This is a genomic window from Moraxella cuniculi DSM 21768 (assembly GCF_900156515.1).
Lineage (GTDB): Bacteria > Pseudomonadota > Gammaproteobacteria > Pseudomonadales > Moraxellaceae > Moraxella > Moraxella cuniculi.
This window is the reverse complement of the sequence record NZ_FTNU01000002.1, coordinates 111,438-133,753: the sequence shown is the minus strand read 5'-3', so window position 1 is coordinate 133,753 and position 22,316 is coordinate 111,438. Positions and strand designations below refer to the sequence as shown.

The 22,316-nt window shown below is 46.6% G+C and carries 19 protein-coding genes; 10 read left to right on the top strand and 9 right to left on the bottom strand.

Translation table 11 applies throughout. The annotated features are described in order from the left end of the window. Positions 1-224 precede the first annotated feature (224 nt). From BW928_RS11275 to BW928_RS02210, 5 genes are all read left to right on the top strand, one after another. Complete coding sequence (locus BW928_RS11275; protein ID WP_078309980.1) at positions 225-539, top strand: hypothetical protein; 315 nt, start codon at positions 225-227, stop codon at positions 537-539. Beyond that, positions 536-2,392: a TonB-dependent receptor gene (locus BW928_RS02220; protein WP_078309983.1), complete on the top strand. Its 1,857-nt coding sequence runs from the start codon at positions 536-538 to the stop codon at positions 2,390-2,392. Before BW928_RS11275 ends, BW928_RS02220 begins: the two co-directional genes overlap by 4 nt. 66 nt (positions 2,393-2,458) lie before the next feature. Continuing rightward, complete coding sequence (locus BW928_RS02215; RefSeq protein WP_076554606.1) at positions 2,459-4,234, top strand: ABC transporter ATP-binding protein/permease; 1,776 nt, start codon at positions 2,459-2,461, stop codon at positions 4,232-4,234. A gap of 506 nt (positions 4,235-4,740) precedes the next feature. Next, complete coding sequence (locus tag BW928_RS11270) at positions 4,741-5,109, top strand: hypothetical protein (RefSeq protein WP_143821459.1); 369 nt, start codon at positions 4,741-4,743, stop codon at positions 5,107-5,109. Next, positions 5,061-6,062 carry an ATP-binding cassette domain-containing protein gene (locus BW928_RS02210; RefSeq protein WP_143821460.1) on the top strand — a complete coding sequence of 334 codons (1,002 nt, stop codon included), beginning with the start codon at positions 5,061-5,063 and terminating at the stop codon, positions 6,060-6,062. The genes BW928_RS11270 and BW928_RS02210 overlap by 49 nt, the downstream gene beginning before the upstream one ends. A 116-nt stretch (positions 6,063-6,178) precedes the next feature. Here BW928_RS02210 and BW928_RS02205 read toward each other — a convergent pair whose 3' ends face one another. The 3 genes from BW928_RS02205 to hutC form a co-directional block, all read right to left on the bottom strand. After that, on the bottom strand, positions 6,179-7,171 hold the full coding sequence (locus BW928_RS02205; protein WP_076554605.1) for a tRNA dihydrouridine synthase: 993 nt from the start codon (positions 7,169-7,171) through the stop codon (positions 6,179-6,181). Next, the gene (locus BW928_RS02200) at positions 7,164-8,687 is read right to left on the bottom strand and encodes a UvrD-helicase domain-containing protein (RefSeq protein WP_078309990.1); all 1,524 of its coding nucleotides are present in this window, start codon (positions 8,685-8,687) and stop codon (positions 7,164-7,166) included. Before BW928_RS02200 ends, BW928_RS02205 begins: the two co-directional genes overlap by 8 nt. An 80-nt stretch (positions 8,688-8,767) precedes the next feature. Further along, on the bottom strand, positions 8,768-9,499 hold the full coding sequence (gene hutC, locus BW928_RS02195) for a histidine utilization transcriptional repressor HutC (RefSeq protein ID WP_076554604.1): 732 nt from the start codon (positions 9,497-9,499) through the stop codon (positions 8,768-8,770). A gap of 300 nt (positions 9,500-9,799) precedes the next feature. Here hutC and BW928_RS02185 point away from each other — a divergent pair, with 300 nt between their 5' ends. Both BW928_RS02185 and BW928_RS02180 read left to right on the top strand, forming a co-directional pair. Next, positions 9,800-11,491, top strand: a complete 1,692-nt coding sequence (locus BW928_RS02185) for an FMN-binding glutamate synthase family protein (RefSeq protein ID WP_076554602.1) — start codon at positions 9,800-9,802, stop codon at positions 11,489-11,491. Positions 11,492-12,032: 541 nt separating this feature from the next. Beyond that, complete coding sequence (locus tag BW928_RS02180; RefSeq protein WP_143821461.1) at positions 12,033-13,130, top strand: porin; 1,098 nt, start codon at positions 12,033-12,035, stop codon at positions 13,128-13,130. Between the two features lie 15 nt (positions 13,131-13,145). Here BW928_RS02180 and BW928_RS11590 read toward each other — a convergent pair whose 3' ends face one another. Next, a complete protein-coding gene (locus BW928_RS11590; RefSeq protein ID WP_076554600.1) occupies positions 13,146-13,352 on the bottom strand; it encodes a hypothetical protein in 207 nt (68 codons plus the stop codon). A gap of 120 nt (positions 13,353-13,472) precedes the next feature. Between BW928_RS11590 and BW928_RS02170 the strand changes: the two genes are divergently transcribed. Then, positions 13,473-13,946: an acyl-CoA thioesterase gene (locus BW928_RS02170; RefSeq protein ID WP_076554599.1), complete on the top strand. Its 474-nt coding sequence runs from the start codon at positions 13,473-13,475 to the stop codon at positions 13,944-13,946. 448 nt (positions 13,947-14,394) lie between these two features. Here the strand turns inward: BW928_RS02170 and mpl are convergent, their stop codons facing one another. From mpl to BW928_RS02140, 5 genes are all read right to left on the bottom strand, one after another. Continuing rightward, positions 14,395-15,780, bottom strand: a complete 1,386-nt coding sequence (mpl, locus tag BW928_RS02160) for a UDP-N-acetylmuramate:L-alanyl-gamma-D-glutamyl-meso-diaminopimelate ligase (protein ID WP_076554597.1) — start codon at positions 15,778-15,780, stop codon at positions 14,395-14,397. 33 nt (positions 15,781-15,813) lie between these two features. Beyond that, positions 15,814-16,323, bottom strand: a complete 510-nt coding sequence (locus BW928_RS02155) for a disulfide bond formation protein B (protein WP_076554596.1) — start codon at positions 16,321-16,323, stop codon at positions 15,814-15,816. 41 nt (positions 16,324-16,364) lie between these two features. Continuing rightward, entirely contained in the window at positions 16,365-17,918 is a 1,554-nt protein-coding gene (gene gshA, locus BW928_RS02150) for a glutamate--cysteine ligase (protein WP_076554595.1), read from the bottom strand. Between the two features lie 222 nt (positions 17,919-18,140). Continuing rightward, positions 18,141-18,473, bottom strand: coding sequence for an iron-sulfur cluster insertion protein ErpA (gene erpA / locus BW928_RS02145; RefSeq protein ID WP_076554708.1), 333 nt, complete (start codon positions 18,471-18,473; stop codon positions 18,141-18,143). A gap of 154 nt (positions 18,474-18,627) precedes the next feature. Beyond that, complete coding sequence (locus BW928_RS02140) at positions 18,628-19,764, bottom strand: FAD-dependent oxidoreductase (RefSeq protein WP_076554594.1); 1,137 nt, start codon at positions 19,762-19,764, stop codon at positions 18,628-18,630. 362 nt (positions 19,765-20,126) lie between these two features. On the opposite strand from BW928_RS02140, the gene tig reads away from it, so the two are divergent. Further along, positions 20,127-21,461 carry a trigger factor gene (gene tig / locus BW928_RS02135; protein ID WP_076554593.1) on the top strand — a complete coding sequence of 445 codons (1,335 nt, stop codon included), beginning with the start codon at positions 20,127-20,129 and terminating at the stop codon, positions 21,459-21,461. Positions 21,462-21,652: 191 nt separating this feature from the next. Then, complete coding sequence (clpP, locus tag BW928_RS02130) at positions 21,653-22,300, top strand: ATP-dependent Clp endopeptidase proteolytic subunit ClpP (RefSeq protein WP_076554707.1); 648 nt, start codon at positions 21,653-21,655, stop codon at positions 22,298-22,300. Positions 22,301-22,316: the final 16 nt, after the last annotated feature.

Genomic DNA, 22,316 nt, shown 5'->3' with positions numbered 1-22,316 from the left:
CTGCTTTTTTTGGCATGATTTGTTGGAATTTGGTCATAAAACTGCTGAATTTCATCACAAAAAACCATAAAATTCCCCAAAATATGCATGGATTATTTGCCAAAATAAATATATAATGACTCTCGTTTTATTGATAAGAATGATTTTTATTTAAAGGAAGCCACTTGTTAAAAAACAAGCGGTTTTTTTTGTTGAGACAATCGTTCATTTTTTGAGAAATAATCATGACCAAATCCGTTTTTACCCCATCGCTACTTTGTGTATCTGTTTTGGCGGCGTTATCGACCAGCGTGCAGGCAGCTGAACAACCAACCACAGTATTGGCAACAGAATATGTAACCGCCAAACGAGGTCAGCAGACCCTAAAAGAATCCGCCCAAAAGGTGCTGATTATTAATCGTGAACAAATCAACGATCAGCTGCTGATTAGTGGTGATACCTCTCAAGCCTTGGCAAAGCTCATTCCAGGTTATGCGCCAGCAAGCGAGAAATTGGGTACGGTGGGCGAGAGCTTCCGTGGGGTGATGTGCTGTTTATGATTGATGGCGTGCCGCAGTCCAATCCGCTACGAAACGGCAGCCGCGAGAGTCGCACCATTGATTTGTCGATGGTGGATCGCATTGAGGTGGTCTATGGTGCCTCAGCCGAGCAAGGACTTGGTGCAACAGGGGGTATTATCAACTTCATCACCAAATCCAATCGTGAAGATGGACTAAGTCAACAAATTGGCGTGTCGCTTAGCTCATCAAGTGAGCTAAAGTCGGCAGGTCTGGGCGGTGATGTACGCTATCAGGCAAGCTATGGCAATGATAAGGTTGATGGCTTGTTTGCTGTCAAATATGCCAAAGAAGGCATGTATTATCAAGCAGATGGTCTCATGATGGGCATCTATGGCAACCAAGGCGATGTGCAAGGCTCGGACAGTATCGATGTGCTGACAAAGGGCAGTTATCGCCTTGATGACAATAAGAAAATTGCCGCCTCGGTGAATTATTATCATCTTGAGGGCAGTCAAGATTATGTCAATGTCGCAGGTGATCGCAGCACAGGACGCACGGATACGGCACGCAAATACAATCCAGCCATCGATGGCGAGCAAGGCGAAAATCCTTATAACGATGTGCTGACGGTTAATGCCACTTATGACGATGAGGATTTTTTTGGTACGCGTTTGTCGGCACAGGTTTTTTATAATGACTTTGCGGCACGCTATGGGGCAAATTATGCCGCCAATTATCAAGACATAAGTATCGCACCCAATGGTCAGCTGCTTGACCAATCACAAAATGAATCAACAAAAATTGGCAGTAAATTCACCATCAATAAAGACAATCTGTGGCAGGATAAATTGGCACTGACCGCAGGGGTTGATGCCATGCAAGACACCACCGAGCAGCGACTCATTCGTTATAATCGCTCGTGGGCACCTAAGATGGTGTATCGCACCGTATCGCCTTTTGTGCAGGCTCGTGTGCGTTTGGCTGATAGGCTAAATATCAGTGCAGGCGTGCGTTATGAAAATGGTGAATTGACGGTAGATGACTTTCAGACGCTGGCAGGATATACGCGTGCAGCCAGATTTGGTAATCGACGCTGGACAACCACGCAGGTGGCAGGTGGCAAGCTAAAATTTGACGAGCTGTTACCAAGTGCAGGCGTGGTTTATGATGTGAATAACAACACACAGCTTTTTGCCAACTATGCCAAAGGGCTTGGTATGCCAGATGTTGGTAATGCTTTGCGTGGCATTACCGATGTGGGACGCAGTGTCGCCAATACCAATCTTGAACCGATTGTAACAGACAATACCGAGCTTGGTGTGAGATTCTATGGCGAAAAATTATCCGCCGATGCCAGTGTGTATCAGTCCAAGTCAGACTTAGGCTCAACATTGCAATACAATCCGCTCACCGAAGGGTATCAGGCAGTTCGCCAAAAAACCGACATTAAGGGTGCAGAGATTGCCCTACGCTATCAGGCTACTGACAACACGCAACTGTCAGCAAGCTATGCTTATGCCCAAGGCAAATACGATGCTGCTGGCGACGGCGTCATGGTGGATATGCCAGCACGCAATATCAGCCCAAACAAGCTAAGCCTTGGCTTGGTGCATAAATTGCCAAATAATAAGCGATTCACCGCCACTGCAACCCATCTGTTCTCACGAGATTATCCAGCGGTGGACAGCAGAGAGTCATCGTTTTCGGGTTATACGCTGGTTGATGTCGCCTACAGACAGCCGCTTGGCAAGGGCGAGTTTGGTATCGGTGTTAATAATCTACTCAATGAAGAATACCTCAACTACCTAACCAGTACGGTGCTGCCAACTTCGGATAGATTCTCTGGTGGTCGTGGTCGCAGCTATACCATCAGCTATACGCAATCTTTCTAATTTTTTGCCCTTTTTGTGTCAAGCGATTTGCCAAAAAGGGCTTTTTGATGTTTTTTGGTGGTGGTTATGGATTGGCAGAGTGAATTAAGTGGTTCGGCAGTTTGGCTTGGGCAGACGCTTGTTTGGGTCTGTGCGGTGTTTGCCCTTATGTTTTTTGGGCTGGTTCGCTGGACGGATACGGGACGCAAGTTTTGGGCAATCAGCAAGCCCTGCCTTGCTGATACTTCGCTCATAAAGGTGGTATTGATGGTGGTGGCACTCATCGCCTTTGTGCTGATTGAGGTGCGTATCAGCGTGCTAAATACCTTTTTTTATAATGGGCTATATACCTCGTTGCAAGAAATGCAGCCATCGGCGTTTTGGTTTTTTGCCCTGATTAATGCCGCCTTGGTGGGCGTAAAAATTATCCAAGAGATTATCGATATTTTGGTCGGTCAGGTATTTGAGATTCGTTGGCTTGAGAAATTAAATGCGGTGCTTTTGGACAGATGGCTGGATAATCAAAATTACTATCGCATCAGCCACAATGACGATGTGCCAGATAACATTGACCAGCGTATCGAACAAGATGCCACCGCTTTTATCACAGATACACTAGAGATGGTTCGCGGGGTGTTAAATTCGATTTTGTCCTCCATTGAATTTACGCTGATTTTGTGGGGTTTGTCGGGTGTTTTGGTGATTGCAGGGATTGAGATTCCCAAAGCTGCGGTATTTTTGGTGTATATCTTTATCCTTTTGGCGACAGCGATTGCAGTGTGGATTGGCAAGCCGCTGATTCGGCTGAATTTTGAAAAAGAACATCGGCATGGCGATTATCGTTATGCACTGGTGCGAGTGCGAGATCATGCCGAGAGCATCGCATTTTATCGTGGTGAGGGGCGAGAGAGAATTAATTTGACCGCCTATTTTAACGCCATCATTAGCAATCGTTGGGCGATTATCAAGCGTTCTTTGGGTCTAGAAGGGTTTAATACAGGGGTAACACAATTTGCTATGCTGTTGCCGATTATGATTCAGGCACCGAGATTTTTTGCAGGACAGATTAAACTTGGTGATGTGCATCAGACGGTGCAGTCGTTTAACCGTCTTATGCGTGCGTTGTCGTTTTTTCGCTTGTTTTATGAGCAATTTACCTTGTACCAAGCACGAGTCAATCGTTTGTATGGATTTTTAAATTCTTTGGCACAGATTGACATGGTTAATCAAGCCACCACTCTTGCTGATAAGTCATCACAAACACAAAAGCACGAGCTGGTGTTGCAGCAGTTTGGGCTAACCACAGTGTCAGGGGGCGTGCTGTTTGCACCGATTGATTTACATCTACAGGCGGGCGATAGGCTGTTAATCCAAGGGGCTTCGGGCGTGGGCAAGACGAGCCTGTTGCGAGCAATGGCAGGTATCTATCCACTGCCGACCACAGGGGCGATGATAATAAGCACGGGCATAAAAACTTGGTTTGTGCCACAGCGAGGCTATGTGCCACAGGGCAGTTTACGCACGGTGATTTGTTATCCTAATATCAATGCTGATGATAAGATAATTAGCCATTGGCTTGGCGTGCTGGGGCTTGGGTCATTGTCAGATAAGCTGGACGAAGTGAGTGCATGGCAAACTAAGCTCACACCAGGGCAAGTGCAACGCATTGGTATTATTCGTGTGCTGCTTGTGCGACCTGATGTGGTGTTTTTGGACGAGGCGACTTCTGCTTTAGATGAGGCAAATGAACAGCTGGCGTATGAGCTGATTGGTACGCATCTGCCCCATGCTATCGTGGTCAGTGTCGGTCATCGCAGCGGTTTGGCTGTCCATCATAATAAGACCTTGCACATCACTGCCTGAGACTGAACGGTCGGTATGGATAGAGCAGCTTTTAAATTTGGGCATTGACAATGTGATCAAACTTGATAATATAAAAACACTTAGGCTGTTTTAGCTTGGTGTTTTTAAGTGTTTAATGAGCTGTTTGATGGACAGGTTCACGATAAAATAAATTACAGGAAGTTTTATGTCAATCTTGCCCTCTCTTCTTCCAATCTGATCGCAAATAAAGACAAACCTGTCTTTATTTGTCGATTGTCTGATGATAACTTGCTTAGGCAAAAATCTTTTGCTTAGGTTCTGTCTTTTAATCTTTTTTACAAGCCTTGGCGTGCTTAGCTTGCCTTACTTGCCAGCATTAATTCAGACAATTTGGCTAAAGATAATCAATTTATACCGCTTTGCCATTTTTAGGCGATGACGGCATTAAACATTGTTATCCAAACGGCGGCACGGCGTTTGTTTTAAGGCTTTGGTATGGTTATTTGCCCAAATTAGCCGTTTGGATTGGGGTTAAACAGATGGATATGTTGAGCAAATATAATTATCTAATGAGTCAAGAGCTGAAAATCACCGCCCTTTGTCTGTGTATTCAGCAGCTGATTGTTGCGTCCTCTACTTATTTTATCGCTCGCTTGGCAGCAGGGGTGGGGCAGGGCGAGATTTCCATGCTCTATGCGGTATTGTTTGTGATCTCACTGGTCGTGGTGTATGTACCTGCCTACTTTTGCATGGTGTATCTTGAGCGTGCCAAATATACTGCATGGCTTGGCTATATCAAGCGTTTTGAAGATAAATTTTTAGGCAGGGTCAGTTTTATCCTGATGACACAACCAAGCAGACAAGTTTGGCGATGCTTAGCCAAGAGAGCAAAGCTTCCATCGACAGTACGCTAAACACGGCGTTTGAGGTTGCAAGTTTATTATCAAACATTGTGCTTAATATCTTGGTTTTTGTTTTGGTGCTAGATAGTAGCATTTTGTTGGGTTATGTCGTTGGCGTGCTATTGGCGTTTTGCTATTTAAATCAATTTGGCAAACTTGATAAAATCGCTAAAGATGCCCAAAACAGCAGGCTTAATCTGATTGCGTGGCTAAATAGAGCGTGGGACAATGTGGTTTTAAACAATAAATACAGCCAGCATATTTATCAGACGCACTTGCAAGATAAATTTAATCAAGCCAAGTGGGCTAATGTGCATTGTCAGTCGGTAAGCCACATTGTATCTAATATCGGTATGCTGTGCCTACTTGTTCCTGTGATGGCGATGACGGCATGGCTGTTTTATGAGAGTATCACCGATTTGACGCTGCTTGCGGTTTTGGTGGCGACCTTGCCAAGGCAGGTGCAGATTTTGCAGGTGTGCTATACGCTGATTAACCAAAGCGTGAATCTTAGCGTTGTGCGTTCAAGGCTTGATGGACTGGAGCAGGCGTTGGCGATGAGTGAGCCTGATTTGGCACAGCGTATCTGTGCCGATGGCATCACAATCAAACAAAGCCAGCAAGTTTTTAATCCGCAGAATTTACCGAAAATCGGCAGGCTGACCTTAACTGGCAAAAATGGCGTGGGCAAGAGCAGCCAGCTATTGTTATTAAAACGAAAGCTTGGCAGTACAGCTTTTTATCTGCCAGCTAAGCATGAGCTGTGTTTTAATGGTAGGATACAAGGATCAACAGGGCAAAAGCTAATCGCCGAGCTAGATGAGATTGCTAAGCTTGATGTGGCAGTGCTTTTATTAGATGAATGGGACGCAAATTTAGACCGTATCAATACCGAGCGTTTAGATGCCCTGATTGATAAATTATCAGAGCATAAACTGGTGCTTGAGGTTCGTCATTTTAAATGATTACTGGGTGGGTAAAATAAAACAAAAGTGGGTTTATCACAATGCACATTAGGGCAGATGAAGACAAACTAAGGCAAATCAAAGCCAATCAGCTAAAACAAAACCAGCAAGTAAAATCAGCCAGCTTGGCTTTGGTGGATAAGCTGTTTGATTTGTTCGGTGTCTTTGAGTTTTTTGACCGCCTGCCACAGAGCTTCGGCTTCGGCATAGCCTTTGGTCAGCATACCCAGCCATTGTTTGTAGCGACCGATTAGTCCACTTTGGTTGTCAGTATTGTCTGACAAAAACTGCAATTGATAATCGCACAGAGTTGCCCAATCCAAAGTGCCACTGCCAGCAATGCAAGCAATCAGATCAGGGCGAGTAACTGCCCCACGACCCAGCATGAGGTGTGGCGTGTTTGCTTGTTCGGTGCAGCGGCGGGCGTGTTTGGCGTGCCAAATCTCGCCATTGGCAATGATGGGTATACCAAGCGTGGTAAAGGGGGCAACCTTTTCCCAATAGGCAGGCGGCTTGTAGCCATCAACCTTGGTGCGAGCGTGCACAGTCAGCCAGTTTGCACCAGCATCACGCACCGCCAGCCCAATGTCGCCTGCCAAGCTGTCATCGGTATAGCCCAAGCGAATCTTGGCAGAGACAGGTATGCTTTGTGGCACAGCATCACGCACTGCCTTAATGATAGCAAAAAGCGTGTCTGGCTCTTGCAGTAGCACCGAGCCGCCTTTGTGATTATTGACTGTTTTGGCAGGGCAGCCAAAATTAAGGTCAATCGCCAAAGCACCCAGCCCAGCAGCAACCATCGCACTTTGTGCCATCATTTCAGGGTTATTGCCCAAAAGTTGAATATGCACAGGCGTGCCACTGGGGGTGTAGCCGCCGTGATACAGCTCTGGCACATATTTATAAAACACCTGCTTGGGAAGTGGATAGTGCGTTACACGGATAAATTCACTGACTGTCCAATCATAAGGGGCGTGCAGACGATGGGCGATGTCGGTTAAAATCCGCCGCATTAACGGATCGGTCAAGCCCTCCATCGGTGCAAGCAGGCGAACAGGCTGGGCGAATAATTCAGAAAAAGGCACGGCAAGTCTCACTGTATTAGCCATAAATCAGCTTTTTGTGCGGTAGGCTATGAATCAAATCGCTGATGTGATGAATGTCAAGCAGGGTTTTGGCACGCGTACAAGCCACATACAATAGTCGCAATTCTTCGGGGGTGATTTTTACCGCCAATTGATTGATGTCGTACAAAAAATCATCGCTGATTTGTACACGCTGCCATTCTAGCCCCTTTGCCTTGTGTGCGGTGGATACGACATAGTCGGCGTGGCGTTGGGTGCTTAGGCTGTTGATGGCGTGGGTGATGGTGGCAGTGCCATGCTCTTCGATGAGCTTGACCCAAGTTTTTAAATCACCACCTTCGCCAGTTTCGCTAAATTCTTGCACTTCTGCCCAATGCCCAAAGTAAGCAAGTTCAGGAATGCCATAGGCGGATTTGCCATTTTTTAGGTTTTCTGCACCTTGGCAAAATCGCAAAATTCGCTGACTGTCGGCTTGCAAAGCAACCTTATGCCCTAGTTTTAAGCCCTCAAGCAGTCGAGCCATAGCCGTGGCATTGGTGCGGCACAAGATGGCATCTTTGGCACCATGAACCAAACTTTTGGCAAGTGTTGAATGCTGATTTGGGTTGCCCTGCAAGGGAATGGATTCTTGTAAGGCGGCCAAAAACACATTGGCAACATCGGCAATCACCTCCCCAAAGCGAAACGACTGCGTCAAAAGTGTCTGCGGATAGGGCAATCGCTTCATGGCGTTTAAGGCTCCACGCCATTCATAAATCTGCTGGTGAGCATCGCCAACATAGATGGTTTGTTTGTCTTGGCGAATCAACGCCCCCATCATCAGCGGGTCAGCATCTTGGGCTTCGTCAAATAAAATAAAATCAGCAGGGATAATGGGATTCGACAGCGTCCATAACTTCAGATAAATATCGTGGCTAATGCCTGCTTGATGGCGTGGGTCAATGGACTGTAGCCAGCGTTGCTCAAAGGCAGGATAGAGCGTTTGTTGCAGGGCTGCGGCATCGGTCTCATTCATCCAGCTGGGGGCGGTGATGTGGCGTGGTGCAGGGTAGGCTGATGAGGTTTTGCAAAAAGTACTCAACGCCTCGCTGATGATATTGGCAAGTTTGGCAGGCGTGAGCGTAACGGATTTTTTGACACCGTCAATGGTGCGTTCGCAACCAATCGCAGTCAATCCCAGCTCGTCTGCCAGTCGTGCAGGTGTCAGGCGTGGCAGCTGGATTTTGGCAGTGATATCACGATTGACATGACGAAATGCCAGCGAATGAAAGGTCTGACAGCGAACATTGGGCGGAAACTTGCCCTGTGCTTCGGTGGCAATTGCTTTGTTAAATGCCAAATACAGCCCGCGACCTCGCAAATTCTCACTGATAAGGCTTAAGGTGGTGGTTTTGCCCGCACCAGCATAGGCGACAATCTTAAAAGACTGCCCTGTGCGTGCCATATCCAGTGCCGCAAGTTGCTCTTGGGTGGGTGTGGGGCGAGTGTGGGTGGTGCTGACCCCGTGTATCGCAGGGCTTTGATAATCGCTGTGCTTCATGGGGCGTACATTTGACAAAAAAGCTATTATATCACAGCTTGGCGTAGTTGGTACAAGCTGCTTGCTGATGAGTTGCCAAGCTACAATTGACCACCAAACGAAAAGCGACTGCCTGCGTGCCACATATTTACAAAAGTTACCGCCATGCCTTGTGATTTGGTGTGGCGAGTGTGCAACAAGGCTGGTTCACCTTCTGTCATCAGCAGGGCTGTACGCACTTCATGGGGCGGCATGACTGCTTGAATTTGATAATCGCCGTATTCAAGTGGTACATGGCTGATAAGATAGTCGCTGGTGTTGGTTTTTTCAAAATCCTGATGGATAAAATCGGCACACAGCTTGGCATTTACCCATCGCTGCTCGTACTGAATGGGCAAATCATCGCCATGATGCACAATATCAACTCGGTACAGCTGGTCGTCATCGCTTGGTGTGCCACCAAAAAACAGCTCAGCCAGCCAGCGGTTCTCGGGCGTGGTGAGTTGTTCATGGTTTAATGAGCCAAGCGTTAGCACTTGGGCGTGGTAGCGTTGATGGCTTGAGCGAATGTCATTGGCGATGTTTTGTATCTCAATGTGGACATTGTTGTATTTTTGCTGGGCAACATAAGTGCCAGAGCCTTGGATTCGCTGCAAGATGCGTTCGGCTTCTAGTTCTTTGATGGCTCGGTTTACCGTCATGCGAGAAACGCCAAAGTTCTGAGCCAGCGTTATTTCGGCAGGAATTGCAACGCCCGATGCCCAAATGCCAGCGTGAATATTCTCCAAAATGGCGTGTTTGATACGCAGATAAATAGGGGTTTTGTTTGCCATGCTGATTTTAATTTGGTTGAACAAATACTTGAAATATTGTAACCAAAATCTACCAAAAAATAAAGCAATTGGCAACCAGTATCAGCAAGATGCAAGCGTTTGGCAGCAATCAAAAGCCGTGTTTGGCTTACTTATTTGTTTTCATAATAGCTTTATCATTTTTGGCAAATATTATCAAAAAATAGCTGTGCTATAATAATTGGCTGTAAATTGCACATTTGGCACTGTGTCAAAGCCAGCAAGCACCAAGTTTATTTTGTGTGCAAGCCTTTAGCCTCTTTAATAACGACAGTAAATCACATGACACCATCAAAACCATCGCAGGATTCTGCCAATTATCTGTTTTTGGTACTGCCACGCTTTGCCTTGCTGTGGGTCTGTATCTTATTGATTCCTATTTCATTTTTTTTCAAGATTTGGTGGCTGCTGTTTATCACAGTGTGCCTGACTTGTCTTGGGATTTATAATATCAACCAAAAACGCCACGCCATTTTACGCAATTATCCAATCAGCGGACACATTCGTTTTTTGTTTGAGAATTTCCGCCCAGAGGTGCGTCAGTACTTTATTGAGGGCGATCGTGAAGAAGTGCCATTTTCTCGTTTGCAACGCTCGATTGTGTATCAGCGTGCCAAAGATGTTGATAGCACGACAGCATTTGGCAGCTTGAATGACTTAAGCAAGCCTGGCACAGACTGGTTTTTGCATTCAGGACGCAGCCACAAAATCAGCGATCATAATTTCCGTGTGCGTATCGGCAACGAACGCTGTAACCAGCCTTATGATTTGTCGGTGTTTAATATCTCGGCGATGAGCTTTGGGGCGTTGTCAGCAGCAGCGATTGAGTCGCTGAACAAAGGGGCAAAAGAAGGCGGCTTTGCCCATGACACGGGCGAAGGGGGCATCAGCCCATATCACCAAAAGCATGGCGGTGATTTGATTTGGCAGCTGGGAACGGCATATTTTGGTTGCCGAGATGAACAGGGCAAATTCAATCCAGAGACCTTTGTGCAGCGTGCCAGCTTGCCACAGGTGAAGATGATTGAGATTAAGTTATCACAAGGAGCAAAACCCGGCAAGGGTGGCGTACTGCCTGCCTCAAAAATCACCGAAGAAATTGCCGCAACTCGTGATATTCCGATGGGCATTGATTGTATCTCGCCACCAACTCACCCAGAGTTTAGCACGCCACGCGAGCTGGTGCATTTTTGGCAGAGATTGCGTGAGCTGTCAGGTGGCAAACCTGTTGGCTTTAAGCTGTGTATCGGTATGCCGTGGGAGTTTATGGCGATTGTCAAGGCGATGATTGAAGAAGACAACTATCCTGATTTTATCGTGATTGATGGTGCCGAAGGTGGCACGGGTGCTGCACCTGTGGAGTTTATGGATTCGGTCGGTATGCCGCTGGTTGATGCCTTGATTTTTGTCCAAAATACTTTGGTCGGTGCTGGCATTCGCGATAAGATTAAAGTAGGCGTCAGTGGCAAGGTGATTTCTGGTTTTGATATCGCCAAGCTGATGGGTCTGGGGGCTGATTGGTGCAACTCGGCACGCGGCTTTATGTTTGCAGTGGGCTGTATCCAGTCTCGCTCTTGCCATACCAACAAATGCCCAACAGGGGTCGCCACCCAAGACCCTGCTCGACAAAAAGCCCTTGATGTGCCTGACAAATCACGCCGTGTGGCAAATTTCCACCAAAATACCCTCAAGGCACTTGCCGAAATTGTCGGCTGTGCAGGGCTGAATCACCCCAATGAGCTGATGCCGCACCATATCGTCCGCCGTCAGCCAGATGGCTGGATTAAGCTGTTGTCCGAGCATTATCAGTTCATCGATTCAGGTTCACTGCTGACGGGTAATTGTGGTCGCCGTGTGCTTGATGATATGTGGAAACTTGCTGATCCGAACAGTTTTCAGGCGATGACCATTGCCGATGAAATTGTCGATGCTCAAAATGAACGCACACGAGCTCACCAAGAGCATTGCACATAATGTGTTTGATGTTTCACATGAAACCAGAATCGCCAGCTGCTGTTGGCGGTTTTTTGGCTAAGTATTTCATAATCAGTTGGTAAATGGGGCTATGATGGTTTTTATTTGTATAGCCATGATGGCGTATTGATAAACGCATCGTCAAAAATATGCCAATGTTTTTATAAGGGATAATTTTCTTACCCCAAAACCGCAAAGTGCTTGGCAAATTAAGCGTGGCAGCTGCTCCTTTTTTAGTGATAGATACATGGTGTATTGTGCGGTGGATTTGCCAGCAGATTGACCATTGTGGTTTGCTGAGGTGATTAATGCAGGCACGGATATCTTTGTATACAATTTAGCAATTTAATTTAACATAAAATATACAAAAATAAAAAATAAAAACAAATTTTATCAGTTATAGTAAGGATATCAACAAGGTGGTAATGTCGGCGGTCGGTCGCTGTGTTGATATACACATGATGTCAATGAAGACATCAAGGGATTCAAGCAGCTGAATGTTTGATAAATTTGTCTTGGATAGATAAATTAAGGATAATCTATGAAATACTTTCGTTACACCCCCCCCTCTTTTCTCGCCCTAGCTAGCCTGTTTGCCATGGGTCTTGCTGTCGAGGCTGTCGCCGCACCCAAGATTAACGGTCGCTTGTATGCCTCCATGTTGTACCAAGACACCAAAAAAACCGAAACCAACCTAAGCGATGCAAGCCAGCCTGTGATTGAGACCAATAACGATCGCACTAATTTTAGCTCAAGTGGTTCGCGTATTTGGCTTTCGGGCAGTGAGCAGCTGAATGATAAGTTGGATTTGGTTTATCACTTAGAATACAGCGTGTTTTTGGACAATGACGGTGCAGGCCGCAACTTTGGTGCCCGTAATACTTATTTGGGCGTTAAGCATAAAGAATATGGTCAGTTGCACTTTGGTCGTATGTACACGCCTGATGATGCCATTGATTATGTGGCACAGGGGTATTTGTACGCTGATGGCTCGGGCAATTCTTTTGGCTATCATGGTCAGCGTACCAATAACTCAATTCGCTATATGTCGCCTGGTTTTGGCAAAGATAAGAAAAATTCTGTGCGACTGCACTATGCAATGGACGAAGGTGGCGATACGCTAGAATCAGCCGCCAGAGTGAGAGCCTTTAAGGACGGCAAGCCAGCTGACAAGTATCGTGATTTGTTCGTTGCCAATATTTTGCACAATGGTGATAAACTAAAACTGGGTGCGGCATATACCTATGGTGGCGATTTTAGTGCCGTGCGTGGCATGGTAAGCTATGCGGTCAATGACAAGCTGACGGTCGGTGCTTTGGCACAGCAAGTGGATTATGGCAGTGGCGATAATGAGCTTGGAGCAACGGTCAGTGCCTATTATCAATATGACAAAAACAAGCTGGATTTTTATGGGCAGGTAAGTCGCACTGATAATTATGGCGGCTTTAAAGATGGCGAAAAAACCACTGCCAGTATCGGTGCTGTCAAATGGCTCAAAAAAGAAAGTGGTGCCCGTGTGCGTGCGTTTGCTTCATTAAACTATGCTGATGCGACCGTGTTTGGTTATAAGGCTGATAATTTGACAAAAACCCAAAGCGAGAGCTTCGGCGTTGAGACTGGTCTTCGCTACGATTTTTGATTTGGAAGTCGGACGCTAGGTCTTAAGTCGTAGCATTTTGCTGATGACGGCACTCTGTTTGGCAACAAACAGGGTGTTTTGTTTTGGGCGTGATGGCTGGTTGGTGTTTGTGCTTGCAATCAATGGGGGCTTATTATACCATAAGACAATACATTGGCTAAGCTGGCAGGTTTTGTTTTGTACAACAAATGCAGCAATAACCTTGACCGTTCTTGTCGGCATGACTCTTGGCGGATACGATTTAAGCCTAGGGCAAAATGAAGGTTTTGTGATAAATTGCCTACAATTTGGCGGAAGTAATTTCCCCAAATATATCTGCCAAAATTCAAATAAGGAAAGATGATGCTAAAAATCAACACAATATTTGAACCTATCTTAACTGGCGATGCTCGCCCAGCAGTGCTACAAGATTATCCTGTGGTGTGCGTACAGCCTGTGGCATGGGGGGATATGGACGGCTTTAATCATGTGAATAATGTTGTTTATTATCGCTATGCCGAATCGGCACGAATTGCATATATGCGAGCGATTGGTTTTTTGCAGGCACGAGAGGATTTATTGACGATTTTGGCACACGCCTCAATGCAGTATCATCGCCCTGTGGTGTATCCAGATACACTGCTAATCGGTGTGCGAATTAAGCATCTTGGCACAACCAGCATTGTGCAAGAATATGCGATGTTTAGCCAAGCTCAACAGGCAGTGGTGGCAACAGGCGAGGCGGTGATAGTCAGAACCGATCGCACGATGTCAAAGATTGCTTGGTCGGGCGATGAGCGAGCCAAAGTTGCAGCCTTTGAAGGCAGGGAATTTTAGTGATTTTTGGGCGTTATCAAGGTGGCGTTAAGGCGGTGTTGTTGGGGTGGGGTCGGGCTATCCAAAGCCTAATAAACCAGCACCATTTATCTGTGGCTGCATTGGGATTATCCAAGCCATCGTTGGCAAAATTTTCCATCGCCAGTAGATGTTCTGGCTGGTGGCAGAGGTTTGATTTGTGCATAATGGGGCAGGATTGTCAAAGAGGCAGTGGTGATTTGTAATTTGGGTTGGTGTTGTGGCTATTTTAGATGATTGATTATCGCTTAGCGGCAGGAGCTGTTGTAATAATGACCTGCCTTTGGGCATAAAGAAAATCACTAACAGTGCATAATCAGAATCAGGTCGCAATCTGGTATAAAATGGCTGATGATGTCAGCCAAGTGCCACAGACTTGTCATTTTTGCCAAGCCAAACAAGCCAGCCTGGCTGACTTGTGGTGATGTGTTTAGGCTTTGGCTTGCAGTGTTGCCAGTAGCCGTGTATGAATGCTCTCAAAGCCACCATTTGACATGATGATAATCGCATCTCCTGCTTTTGCGTGCAGACTTAGGTGGTCGATGATGGCATCGGTGCTACCCAGCACCATTTGCCCAGCGGTATCACCAATGGCATCAGCCAGCCCCCATGAGAGGTCTTTTGGCTCATACCAAATCACCTGATCGGCAATCGCTGCCGAGCTGGCAAGTTGATCGCGATGACTGCCCAGCTTCATTGTGTTGGAGCGAGGTTCAATCACTGCCCAAATGCGGCGGTTTTTTAGGCGTTTTTTTGCTCCATCAAGTGTGGTGGTGATGGCGGTTGGATGGTGAGCAAAATCATCAAAAACCAAAATATCACGAACATCACCAATCAGCTCCATACGCCGCTTAATGCCAGCAAATGCAGACAGAGCCTCGCACGCGGTTTTGATGCTTATGCCTACATGATGAGCGGCTGCGATGGCTGCCAAGCCGTTATTGACATTGTGTAGACCGCTCATGCCCCAGCGAACTTCGCCGATTTCATTCCCAAAACGCACGCCAAAGACCGAGCCATCTGCCTCGGACAGTGTCGCTTGCCAGTCGGCATCTTGGTCGATGGCGGTACGCAATACAGGTGTCCATACGCCCAAGTCAAGCGTCTGTTCTAGGCTGTCGGTAGCGGCAGGCATGATAATCTGACCTGTGGACGGTATCATGCGAATCATGTGATGAAATTGCGTCTGAATCGCTGCCAAGTCAGCAAAAATATCAGCATGATCGAATTCTAAGTTGTTCAAAATGGCTGTGGTTGGGCGATAGTGTACAAATTTTGAGCGTTTGTCAAAAAATGCCGAGTCATACTCGTCTGCCTCAATCACAAAATACCGCTCACCCAGATGACCAGAGTGAGCAAAGGCAGATTGCAGGCGACTGTCCGTACTATTTACCAGTGGCACGCCACCAATCAAAAATCCCGTGTCAATCCCTGCATATTGCAAAATCCATGCCAGCATGGTGGTTGTGGTGGTTTTGCCGTGTGTGCCTGCCACCGCCAGCACATGGCGATTTTTTAGCACCGTTTCGTACAAAAACTGCGGCCCTGAGGTATAGGGCAGGCGGTGATTTAGCATATATTCAACCGCCTCCATGCCTCGCTTGCAGGCGTTGCCCACCACCACCAAATCAGGAGCAGGGTTTAGGTGTTCGGCACGGTATCCCTCCCAGATTTCGATACCAGCATTGGCAAGTTGTGTACTCATGGGCGGATAAATATTGGTATCTGACCCTGTAACACGATGACCCAAATCACGGGCAATGAGTGCCAAAGACCCCATGAATGTGCCGCAGATACCCAAAATATGAATGTGCATGACGAACCTTGTACGATGATAAATGGTGAATGATTATGGCTGTTTGTTAATAATTTTTTTCAACAGAATTAACTGAATGACAAAAATAACCACGAATAAAATCAGTGTTTGGGCAGGGATTGACAGACCCATAAAAGTCCAATCAATCACCGAACAGTCGCCATTGGCGGTCAATACGGTGGTCAGCACATCAGACAAAGGCAGAGTCTGCACCCAATATTCCAGACCAGGACCGCAGGCAGGTGGCTCGGCTGATGGCACATAGTGTAGCCAAGTATGGCGTGCAGCCACACCACCACCCCACAGTGTGCCAGCAAGACTACCTAGCCACAACAACAGGCGGGCGGTGAAATTTTTTGGGTTAAACAGTACCGCAAGCAGAGCAAAAGCCCCCATGGTCCACAGCCCAATACGCTGAAAAATGCACAGCGAGCAAGGTTCTAGCATAAGGTATTTTTGTAAAAATCCGATGGCAAAAATGCTGGCAGCTACCATGATAATGACCAGCAGCAGATTGATTGTGCGATAATTAAATGTATTCATAAAAAACCTCAGTTAAATGTATTCATAAAAAACCTCTGGGCTTAGCGGTAGGCTTGGAGATATTGAGCAAATTCAATATCATCGGCAGCTTCAAGTTCGGCTTGCTTGGCAAGCGATTGTTGGGCGATGGCATCAAATTTGGCTTCGTCCTCACGGCTTAGGGCATGACCTAGCAGTTCGGCTTGGTGCTTTTGTGCCAACAGTTTGCCCAATGCCCAAGTACCGCCAACACGGTATGAGTCGGCGATGATTTGTGCCGACAGAGTAAATTCTGGGTTGGTTGCCTTGCCTTGCATCATTGCCAATGCACTGCGATAATCATTGCTGCCGTGATGTGCATCAAAGGCATCGGCGATGACTTGCATTTGTGATAGATGATGCACAATCCAATCGTGTAGGCACACTTCACCTGTCTTAGTGGTGATGGTAATGCCTTGTCGTCTACCATAATTGACAACTGTGTCGATGTTTTGGCTTAGGCGTTTTTCTTCATCAGGCATAAGATAGGGCGAGTCAGTCAGCAGGCAATACAATGCCAACACTTCCAAAAAGCACGCAGTTGAGGTCTCGATACCGATGTCTGAATAAGGGTCAAGGTCAATTGCACGAAATTCAACATACGCAATGCCACGAGCCGCCAGTGCAGCGGTGGGTGTTTCGCCAGCTTTGGTGGTTTGTTTTGGTCTGATTGGGCTGTAGTATTCGTTCTCTATTTGCAAAATGTGGCTGTTGATTTGAATTGGGTTGCCGTCTGCATCGTCTACGCCAATGCGTTCAAAATCAGCATACGGCGTGCCGATGGCAGCTTGTAGACCTGCGATGTATTCGTCCAGCTGATTGTAGCGAATGTCCAGATTTTCTTGTACGCTGTTGGTGTAGCCAAGCTTACCCATGCGTAGGCTTGTGCCGTCAGGTTCGTGATAGCTGCAAGTGCCGCCCAAGGGCTTGAGCGTATGATTGCGACCGCTGACAAAAGTACCACAAACAGCAGGGCTTGCTCCGAGCAGATACAGCACCAGCGGCGTTAGGCGTTTGAAGTTGCGAATCAGTGCCAGATATTTGTCATTTTTAAAGTCGCCAAAACTGCCTGTGCCAGCAGCTTTGTGCCAAGCGGCAAACAAATCATCACCGATGGAGAGATTATAATGTAACCCTGCGATGGTTTGCATTTTGCGTCCATAACGCACACCAAGCCCTGAGCGGTAGAGAGTTTTTAGCTTGCCGATATTGGAGCTGCCATAATCAGCCAGCGGAATGTCGCTGTCGGTATCCGAACTCATGCACGGCATGGACAGTGGCCACATCAATTCGTTGTTTTCTAGTGAGCGATGGACTAAGACATGCAAATCTCGCAACATATCCAACGCCTGTTTGATGGAGGGCATTGGGTCGGTGATAAGCTCTAATAAGTTTTCTGAATAATCTGTCGTGATATAAGGGTGGGTGAGCTTTGAGCCGAGCTTGGCAGGGTGGAAGGTTTTGGCGGCATAGCCATCGGGTTGCATACGCAAGCCTTCTTTTTCGATGCCGCGTTGCATACCTGCCACAAGACTGGGGCTAAACCATACTGGCAAGCGAAAAACTGATTGCGTCATTGTACTGCTCTTTTATTTGGAAAATTGCTTTATTATAAAACACACAACCTAGCTTGGCAAAGGGATTTTGGTATGACTTGTTGGAATTTGTATTTGTGTTTATGCCATAAAACAAAGCCAGCACGCCACTTGCGAGATTGGTTTGTGATTTGGCACAGCGACCAAGCTTGGCTTATTTTTGTGGCGTAGCACCATGCTTAAGGCTACACGATTTGACCGAATTTAGATAGAAAATGACGAGCCGCAGCCGCAGGTGGTGGTGGCGTTTGGATTATTGACAATAAACCGTGAGCCTTCTAGCCCCTCAATGTAGTCAATGGTTGAGCCAGCCAGATATTGATAGCTTAATGAATCCACCACCAAAGTCTCTGTGCCATGCTCAAAAGTGGCATCATCATCGCCCAATTCTTCGGCAAAATCAAACCCATAGCTAAAACCAGAGCAGCCACCCCCTGTTACATATACACGCAACATGAGTGTGTCATTGCCTTCAGCGGTTTTTAGTTTGGCAAGTTTGGCAGCGGCACTGTCGGTGAGTGTAAGATTTGTATTCATACCTTTTGATAAACCTATAAACAAATGTGTCATCTAAATAGGATTAATTGTTCATTATACAAGGTTTTTGCCAAAAAAAGTTATTTTTTATCATTCTCCTGCCAGCTAAATTTTGGTATCAATGTTTGGCGTCTTTACCATGGCAATCAAGCGGTTATTTGCTGGGGGCTTTTAGCTCAATTTTGGCGGTGATGGTATCATCAATGCGTTGGCTAAGCAGCAGTAGCGATTCATCATCGTTGTCAATGTGCCATGCCTGTGGCGTTGGCTCGCCTGTGATGCTGACGGTGATGGCTTTGTTTTTTAGGCGAATCATGGGGGGTTTGTGCTGATAGCCTGTATGATCTAGCCCCAAAATATGATGGGCGATGGCAGAGGCTTGTTCACGCAGCACAGCAACGAATCGGCAGGGCTTGCCATAGATACTGATGCAGTCGCCGATGGCATAGATGGCAGGGTTTGAGCTTTGTAGCGTTGTTGGATTGACGATGATGCCATGTTGAGAGTGGTCAATCCCTGCACTTGCTGCCAGCGTCTTATCCAGCATAAGGCCTGTGCTGGTGATGACTTCATCAACCAGCAGTTCGCCATTGGCATGGCTTAGCTGATATTGCCCTTGATTAGGGTGAATGCTCTGAATGTGCGTATCCCCAAGATAACAAATGCCAATATCAGTCAGTGCTGTGTGCAGTCTGGTAGCTGCAATGGGTGGCAGTACCCCAAGCAATGGCAGCTGATCGCGACCAATCAGAGTGATACGATGACCTGCACGGCTTAGGTCTTCGGCAAGCTCAACGCCAATCATGCCAGCACCGATGATGGCAATGTGCTGATTGGGTTTGGTGGCAAGTTTGCGTTGTAATTTGTCAAAATCATCAATATGATTAATCTGCCAAGTATGCTCACAGGGCAGGTTGGCTGGCAGCACAGGCACGGCTCCTGTCGCCAAAATCAGCCGATGATACCCAATCATGCCGTGATTGCTCGTGATGGTCTGAGCGTGGCTGTCAATACTGGTTACAACCGTGTGTGCCAGCAGCGTGATATTAAGCGTGGCAGCGAGCGACTCGGCAGTTTTGTTGATGAGCGTGGCGGCGGTTTTGTTCTGACTAAAGGCGGCAGAAAGTTGCGGCTTGATGTAGCGATCGCCACTGTCGGCAGTGATGAGCGTGATGTCAAGCGTTGCATCAAGTTTACGCAGAGTTTCGATAATCGTCCAGCCTGCCGTGCCACCACCGATAACGACGACACCTGCTTGGGGGATTTGGGAGGGGTTGGTATGCGTATTCATAAGAGTCCTGTCTGGTGGGTGTTTTGGCTTGCTGCGATTGATGTTTTTGTCATAAAAACAAAACAGTGCTTATTATAGCGAATCGCTGGTGATTTTGCTTATTCTAAATTTGCATATTGTGCAATTTGCCGTGTGCCATGGGCGTGATGGTTGCACCAAGCGTGCGGAGAAATTCGCCCGTTTGTCTGCGAAGGCTTGTAATTTTATCATCAATTGGCTATACTGTATTGCTTTTATTATATTTATATGCTGATTGTTAATGATATCTAATCATAGATATAAAAATATCTGCATAAACAGATTTTGATTGGCAAACCAAGAGCCAGTCTTTTAGGTATTTTAATTACACAAAAAGGTGAGTTATGAGCGATTTACAAGTATCTGTCAATGTCATCTCTGACAAAGAAACCCAGCTGACAGTAAAAGTGCCTGTGGGCAATATCCAAAGCAAAGTTGAAAGCCGCATTCGCAGCGTGGCAAAAACTGCCAAGATTGACGGTTTTCGCAAGGGTAAAGTGCCTGTATCACACATTCGTGCCCAGTACGGTGCTGGCATTCAACAAGAAGTTATCAACGATGTGATTCGTGATACAGTATTTGAGGCACTGGCAGGCGAGAAAATCCGTGTCGTTGGCGTACCAAGCATTGACGATGTGAAACTAGAAAATGACTTTTTGGTGTACCAAGCCACCGTTGAGACTTTCCCAAAAGTTGAGGTTCAGGGCTTGGGCGAGATTGAGGTTGAGCGTCAAGTTGCCAGCGTCTCTGATGCAGATGTCGATACCATGATCGAAAACTTGCAAAAACAACGCCAAACTTTTGAGACCAAAGATGGCGAGCTTGTTGATGGCGATGAGGCAGTTTTTGATTTTGCAGGCTCAATTGATGGCGAAAAATTCGAAGGCGGCAGTGCCGAAAATTACAGCCTAGTCATCGGCTCAGGTCGCATGATTCCCGGCTTTGAGGACGGCATGAAAGGCATGAAAGCTGGCGAAGAAAAAACCATCAAAGTTACCTTCCCAGAGGATTATCAAGCCGAGCATTTGGCGGGCAAAGAAGCTGAGTTTGTTATCACCGTCAAAGAAGTGAAGCAAGCCAAATTGCCTGAATTGGACGATGAATTTTTTGCCTTGTTTGGCGTAACCGAAGGCGGCTTGGACAAGCTAAAAGCCGATGTTCGCAAAAACATGGAGCGTGAAGTTAAGCACGCAGCACGCAATCAAGTTAAGCAAGCTGCCTTTGATGCACTGCTTGAGAAGAATGAATTTGAAGTGCCAAAAGTCATGTTAGATCAAGAGATTGACCGCCAACGCCAGCTGATGCTAAATCGTTTTGCACAGCAGTTCGGTGCCAATCCAGCAACTTTTGATGCCAATATGTTGCCAAATGAGCTGTTTGAAGATCAGGCATTGCGTGCAGTGCGTTTGGGCGTATTGGTTAGCCAAATCATCGAAACTCAAAAAATCGAAGTGGATCAAGAGCGTGTAACAGCATTTATCGCTGAAGCTGCCGAAAACTACGAAGATCCACAAGAAGTGATTGAGTACTACACCAATGACAAGGCTCAACGCAGCCAAGTTGAATCTGTGGTGCTAGAAGATCAGGTAGTGGATTATCTGCTTGGTCAAGCCAAAGTCAGCGAAAAAGAGGTAAAATACCAAGACTTGCTGGCGGCGGCACAGCAACAAGCCATCTAATGTGGGCTTAGCCATCAGAGTTGATGCGTCTTAGTCATCAAGATAAATGCCCCAAGCGTCATGCATTGGGGTTTTTATTCTTAAGTTTATCACAGTGGTGATGACTTGGTGGGTGCAGGTTGGTTGCTGGATTTGACAAAGTAGCCAGACTTACGCCACACCAGTCGTATTTAAGGAAAATTATGAATAACATGACAAAAAACCCATTTTATGACCAGTTGGCAGATGCCTATCATGCACCTACCAATGCCCTTGTGCCGATGGTCATTGAGCAATCTGGTCGTGGTGAGCGATCGTTTGATATTTTCTCTCGTTTGTTGCGTGAGCGAGTGATTTTTTTGACAGGTCAGGTCGAGGACGGCATGGCAAATCTGATCGTTGCCCAGCTGTTATTTTTGGAGGCGGACAATCCTGAAAAAGACATTCACCTATACATTAACTCGCCCGGTGGCGTGGTAACGGCAGGTATGGCGATTTATGATACCATGAATTTTATTAAGCCTGATGTATCAACCATTTGCTTGGGTCAGGCGTGTTCGATGGGTTCGTTTTTGTTGTCCGCAGGCGAAAAAGGCAAACGCTACGCACTGGAGAACTCACGCGTGATGATTCATCAGCCACTGGGTGGTTTTCGTGGGCAGGCATCGGATATTGAGATTCATGCAAGAGAAATCATCGAGCTGAAGGCAAAATTAAACGCATTGCTTGCCAAGCACACAGGTCAGCCGATTGAAAAAGTGGAGCGAGACACTGATAGAGACCACTTCATGAGTGCTGCACAAGCCAAAGAATACGGCTTGGTTGATGTGGTGCTTGATAAACGCCCAAAATCACTATAATTGCCAATAAGGATAA

What these genes read in the sequence shown, in the direction of transcription:
- BW928_RS11275 (WP_078309980.1), top strand. Translation starts at nt 225, where the DNA reads ATGACCAAATCCGTTTTTACCCCATCGCTACTTTGTGTATCTGTTTTG.
- gshA (WP_076554595.1), bottom strand. Translation starts at nt 17,918, where the DNA reads ATGACGCAATCAGTTTTTCGCTTGCCAGTATGGTTTAGCCCCAGTCTT.
- BW928_RS02220 (WP_078309983.1), top strand. Translation starts at nt 536, where the DNA reads ATGATTGATGGCGTGCCGCAGTCCAATCCGCTACGAAACGGCAGCCGC.
- hutC (WP_076554604.1), bottom strand. Translation starts at nt 9,499, where the DNA reads ATGGCAAACAAAACCCCTATTTATCTGCGTATCAAACACGCCATTTTG.
- BW928_RS02155 (WP_076554596.1), bottom strand. Translation starts at nt 16,323, where the DNA reads ATGAATACATTTAATTATCGCACAATCAATCTGCTGCTGGTCATTATC.
- BW928_RS02185 (WP_076554602.1), top strand. Translation starts at nt 9,800, where the DNA reads ATGACACCATCAAAACCATCGCAGGATTCTGCCAATTATCTGTTTTTG.
- clpP (WP_076554707.1), top strand. Translation starts at nt 21,653, where the DNA reads ATGACAAAAAACCCATTTTATGACCAGTTGGCAGATGCCTATCATGCA.
- erpA (WP_076554708.1), bottom strand. Translation starts at nt 18,473, where the DNA reads ATGAATACAAATCTTACACTCACCGACAGTGCCGCTGCCAAACTTGCC.
- BW928_RS02200 (WP_078309990.1), bottom strand. Translation starts at nt 8,687, where the DNA reads ATGAAGCACAGCGATTATCAAAGCCCTGCGATACACGGGGTCAGCACC.
- BW928_RS02180 (WP_143821461.1), top strand. Translation starts at nt 12,033, where the DNA reads ATGAAATACTTTCGTTACACCCCCCCCTCTTTTCTCGCCCTAGCTAGC.
- tig (WP_076554593.1), top strand. Translation starts at nt 20,127, where the DNA reads ATGAGCGATTTACAAGTATCTGTCAATGTCATCTCTGACAAAGAAACC.
- BW928_RS11270 (WP_143821459.1), top strand. Translation starts at nt 4,741, where the DNA reads ATGTTGAGCAAATATAATTATCTAATGAGTCAAGAGCTGAAAATCACC.
- mpl (WP_076554597.1), bottom strand. Translation starts at nt 15,780, where the DNA reads ATGCACATTCATATTTTGGGTATCTGCGGCACATTCATGGGGTCTTTG.
- BW928_RS02140 (WP_076554594.1), bottom strand. Translation starts at nt 19,764, where the DNA reads ATGAATACGCATACCAACCCCTCCCAAATCCCCCAAGCAGGTGTCGTC.
- BW928_RS02215 (WP_076554606.1), top strand. Translation starts at nt 2,459, where the DNA reads ATGGATTGGCAGAGTGAATTAAGTGGTTCGGCAGTTTGGCTTGGGCAG.
- BW928_RS11590 (WP_076554600.1), bottom strand. Translation starts at nt 13,352, where the DNA reads ATGCCGACAAGAACGGTCAAGGTTATTGCTGCATTTGTTGTACAAAAC.
- BW928_RS02205 (WP_076554605.1), bottom strand. Translation starts at nt 7,171, where the DNA reads ATGGCTAATACAGTGAGACTTGCCGTGCCTTTTTCTGAATTATTCGCC.
- BW928_RS02170 (WP_076554599.1), top strand. Translation starts at nt 13,473, where the DNA reads ATGCTAAAAATCAACACAATATTTGAACCTATCTTAACTGGCGATGCT.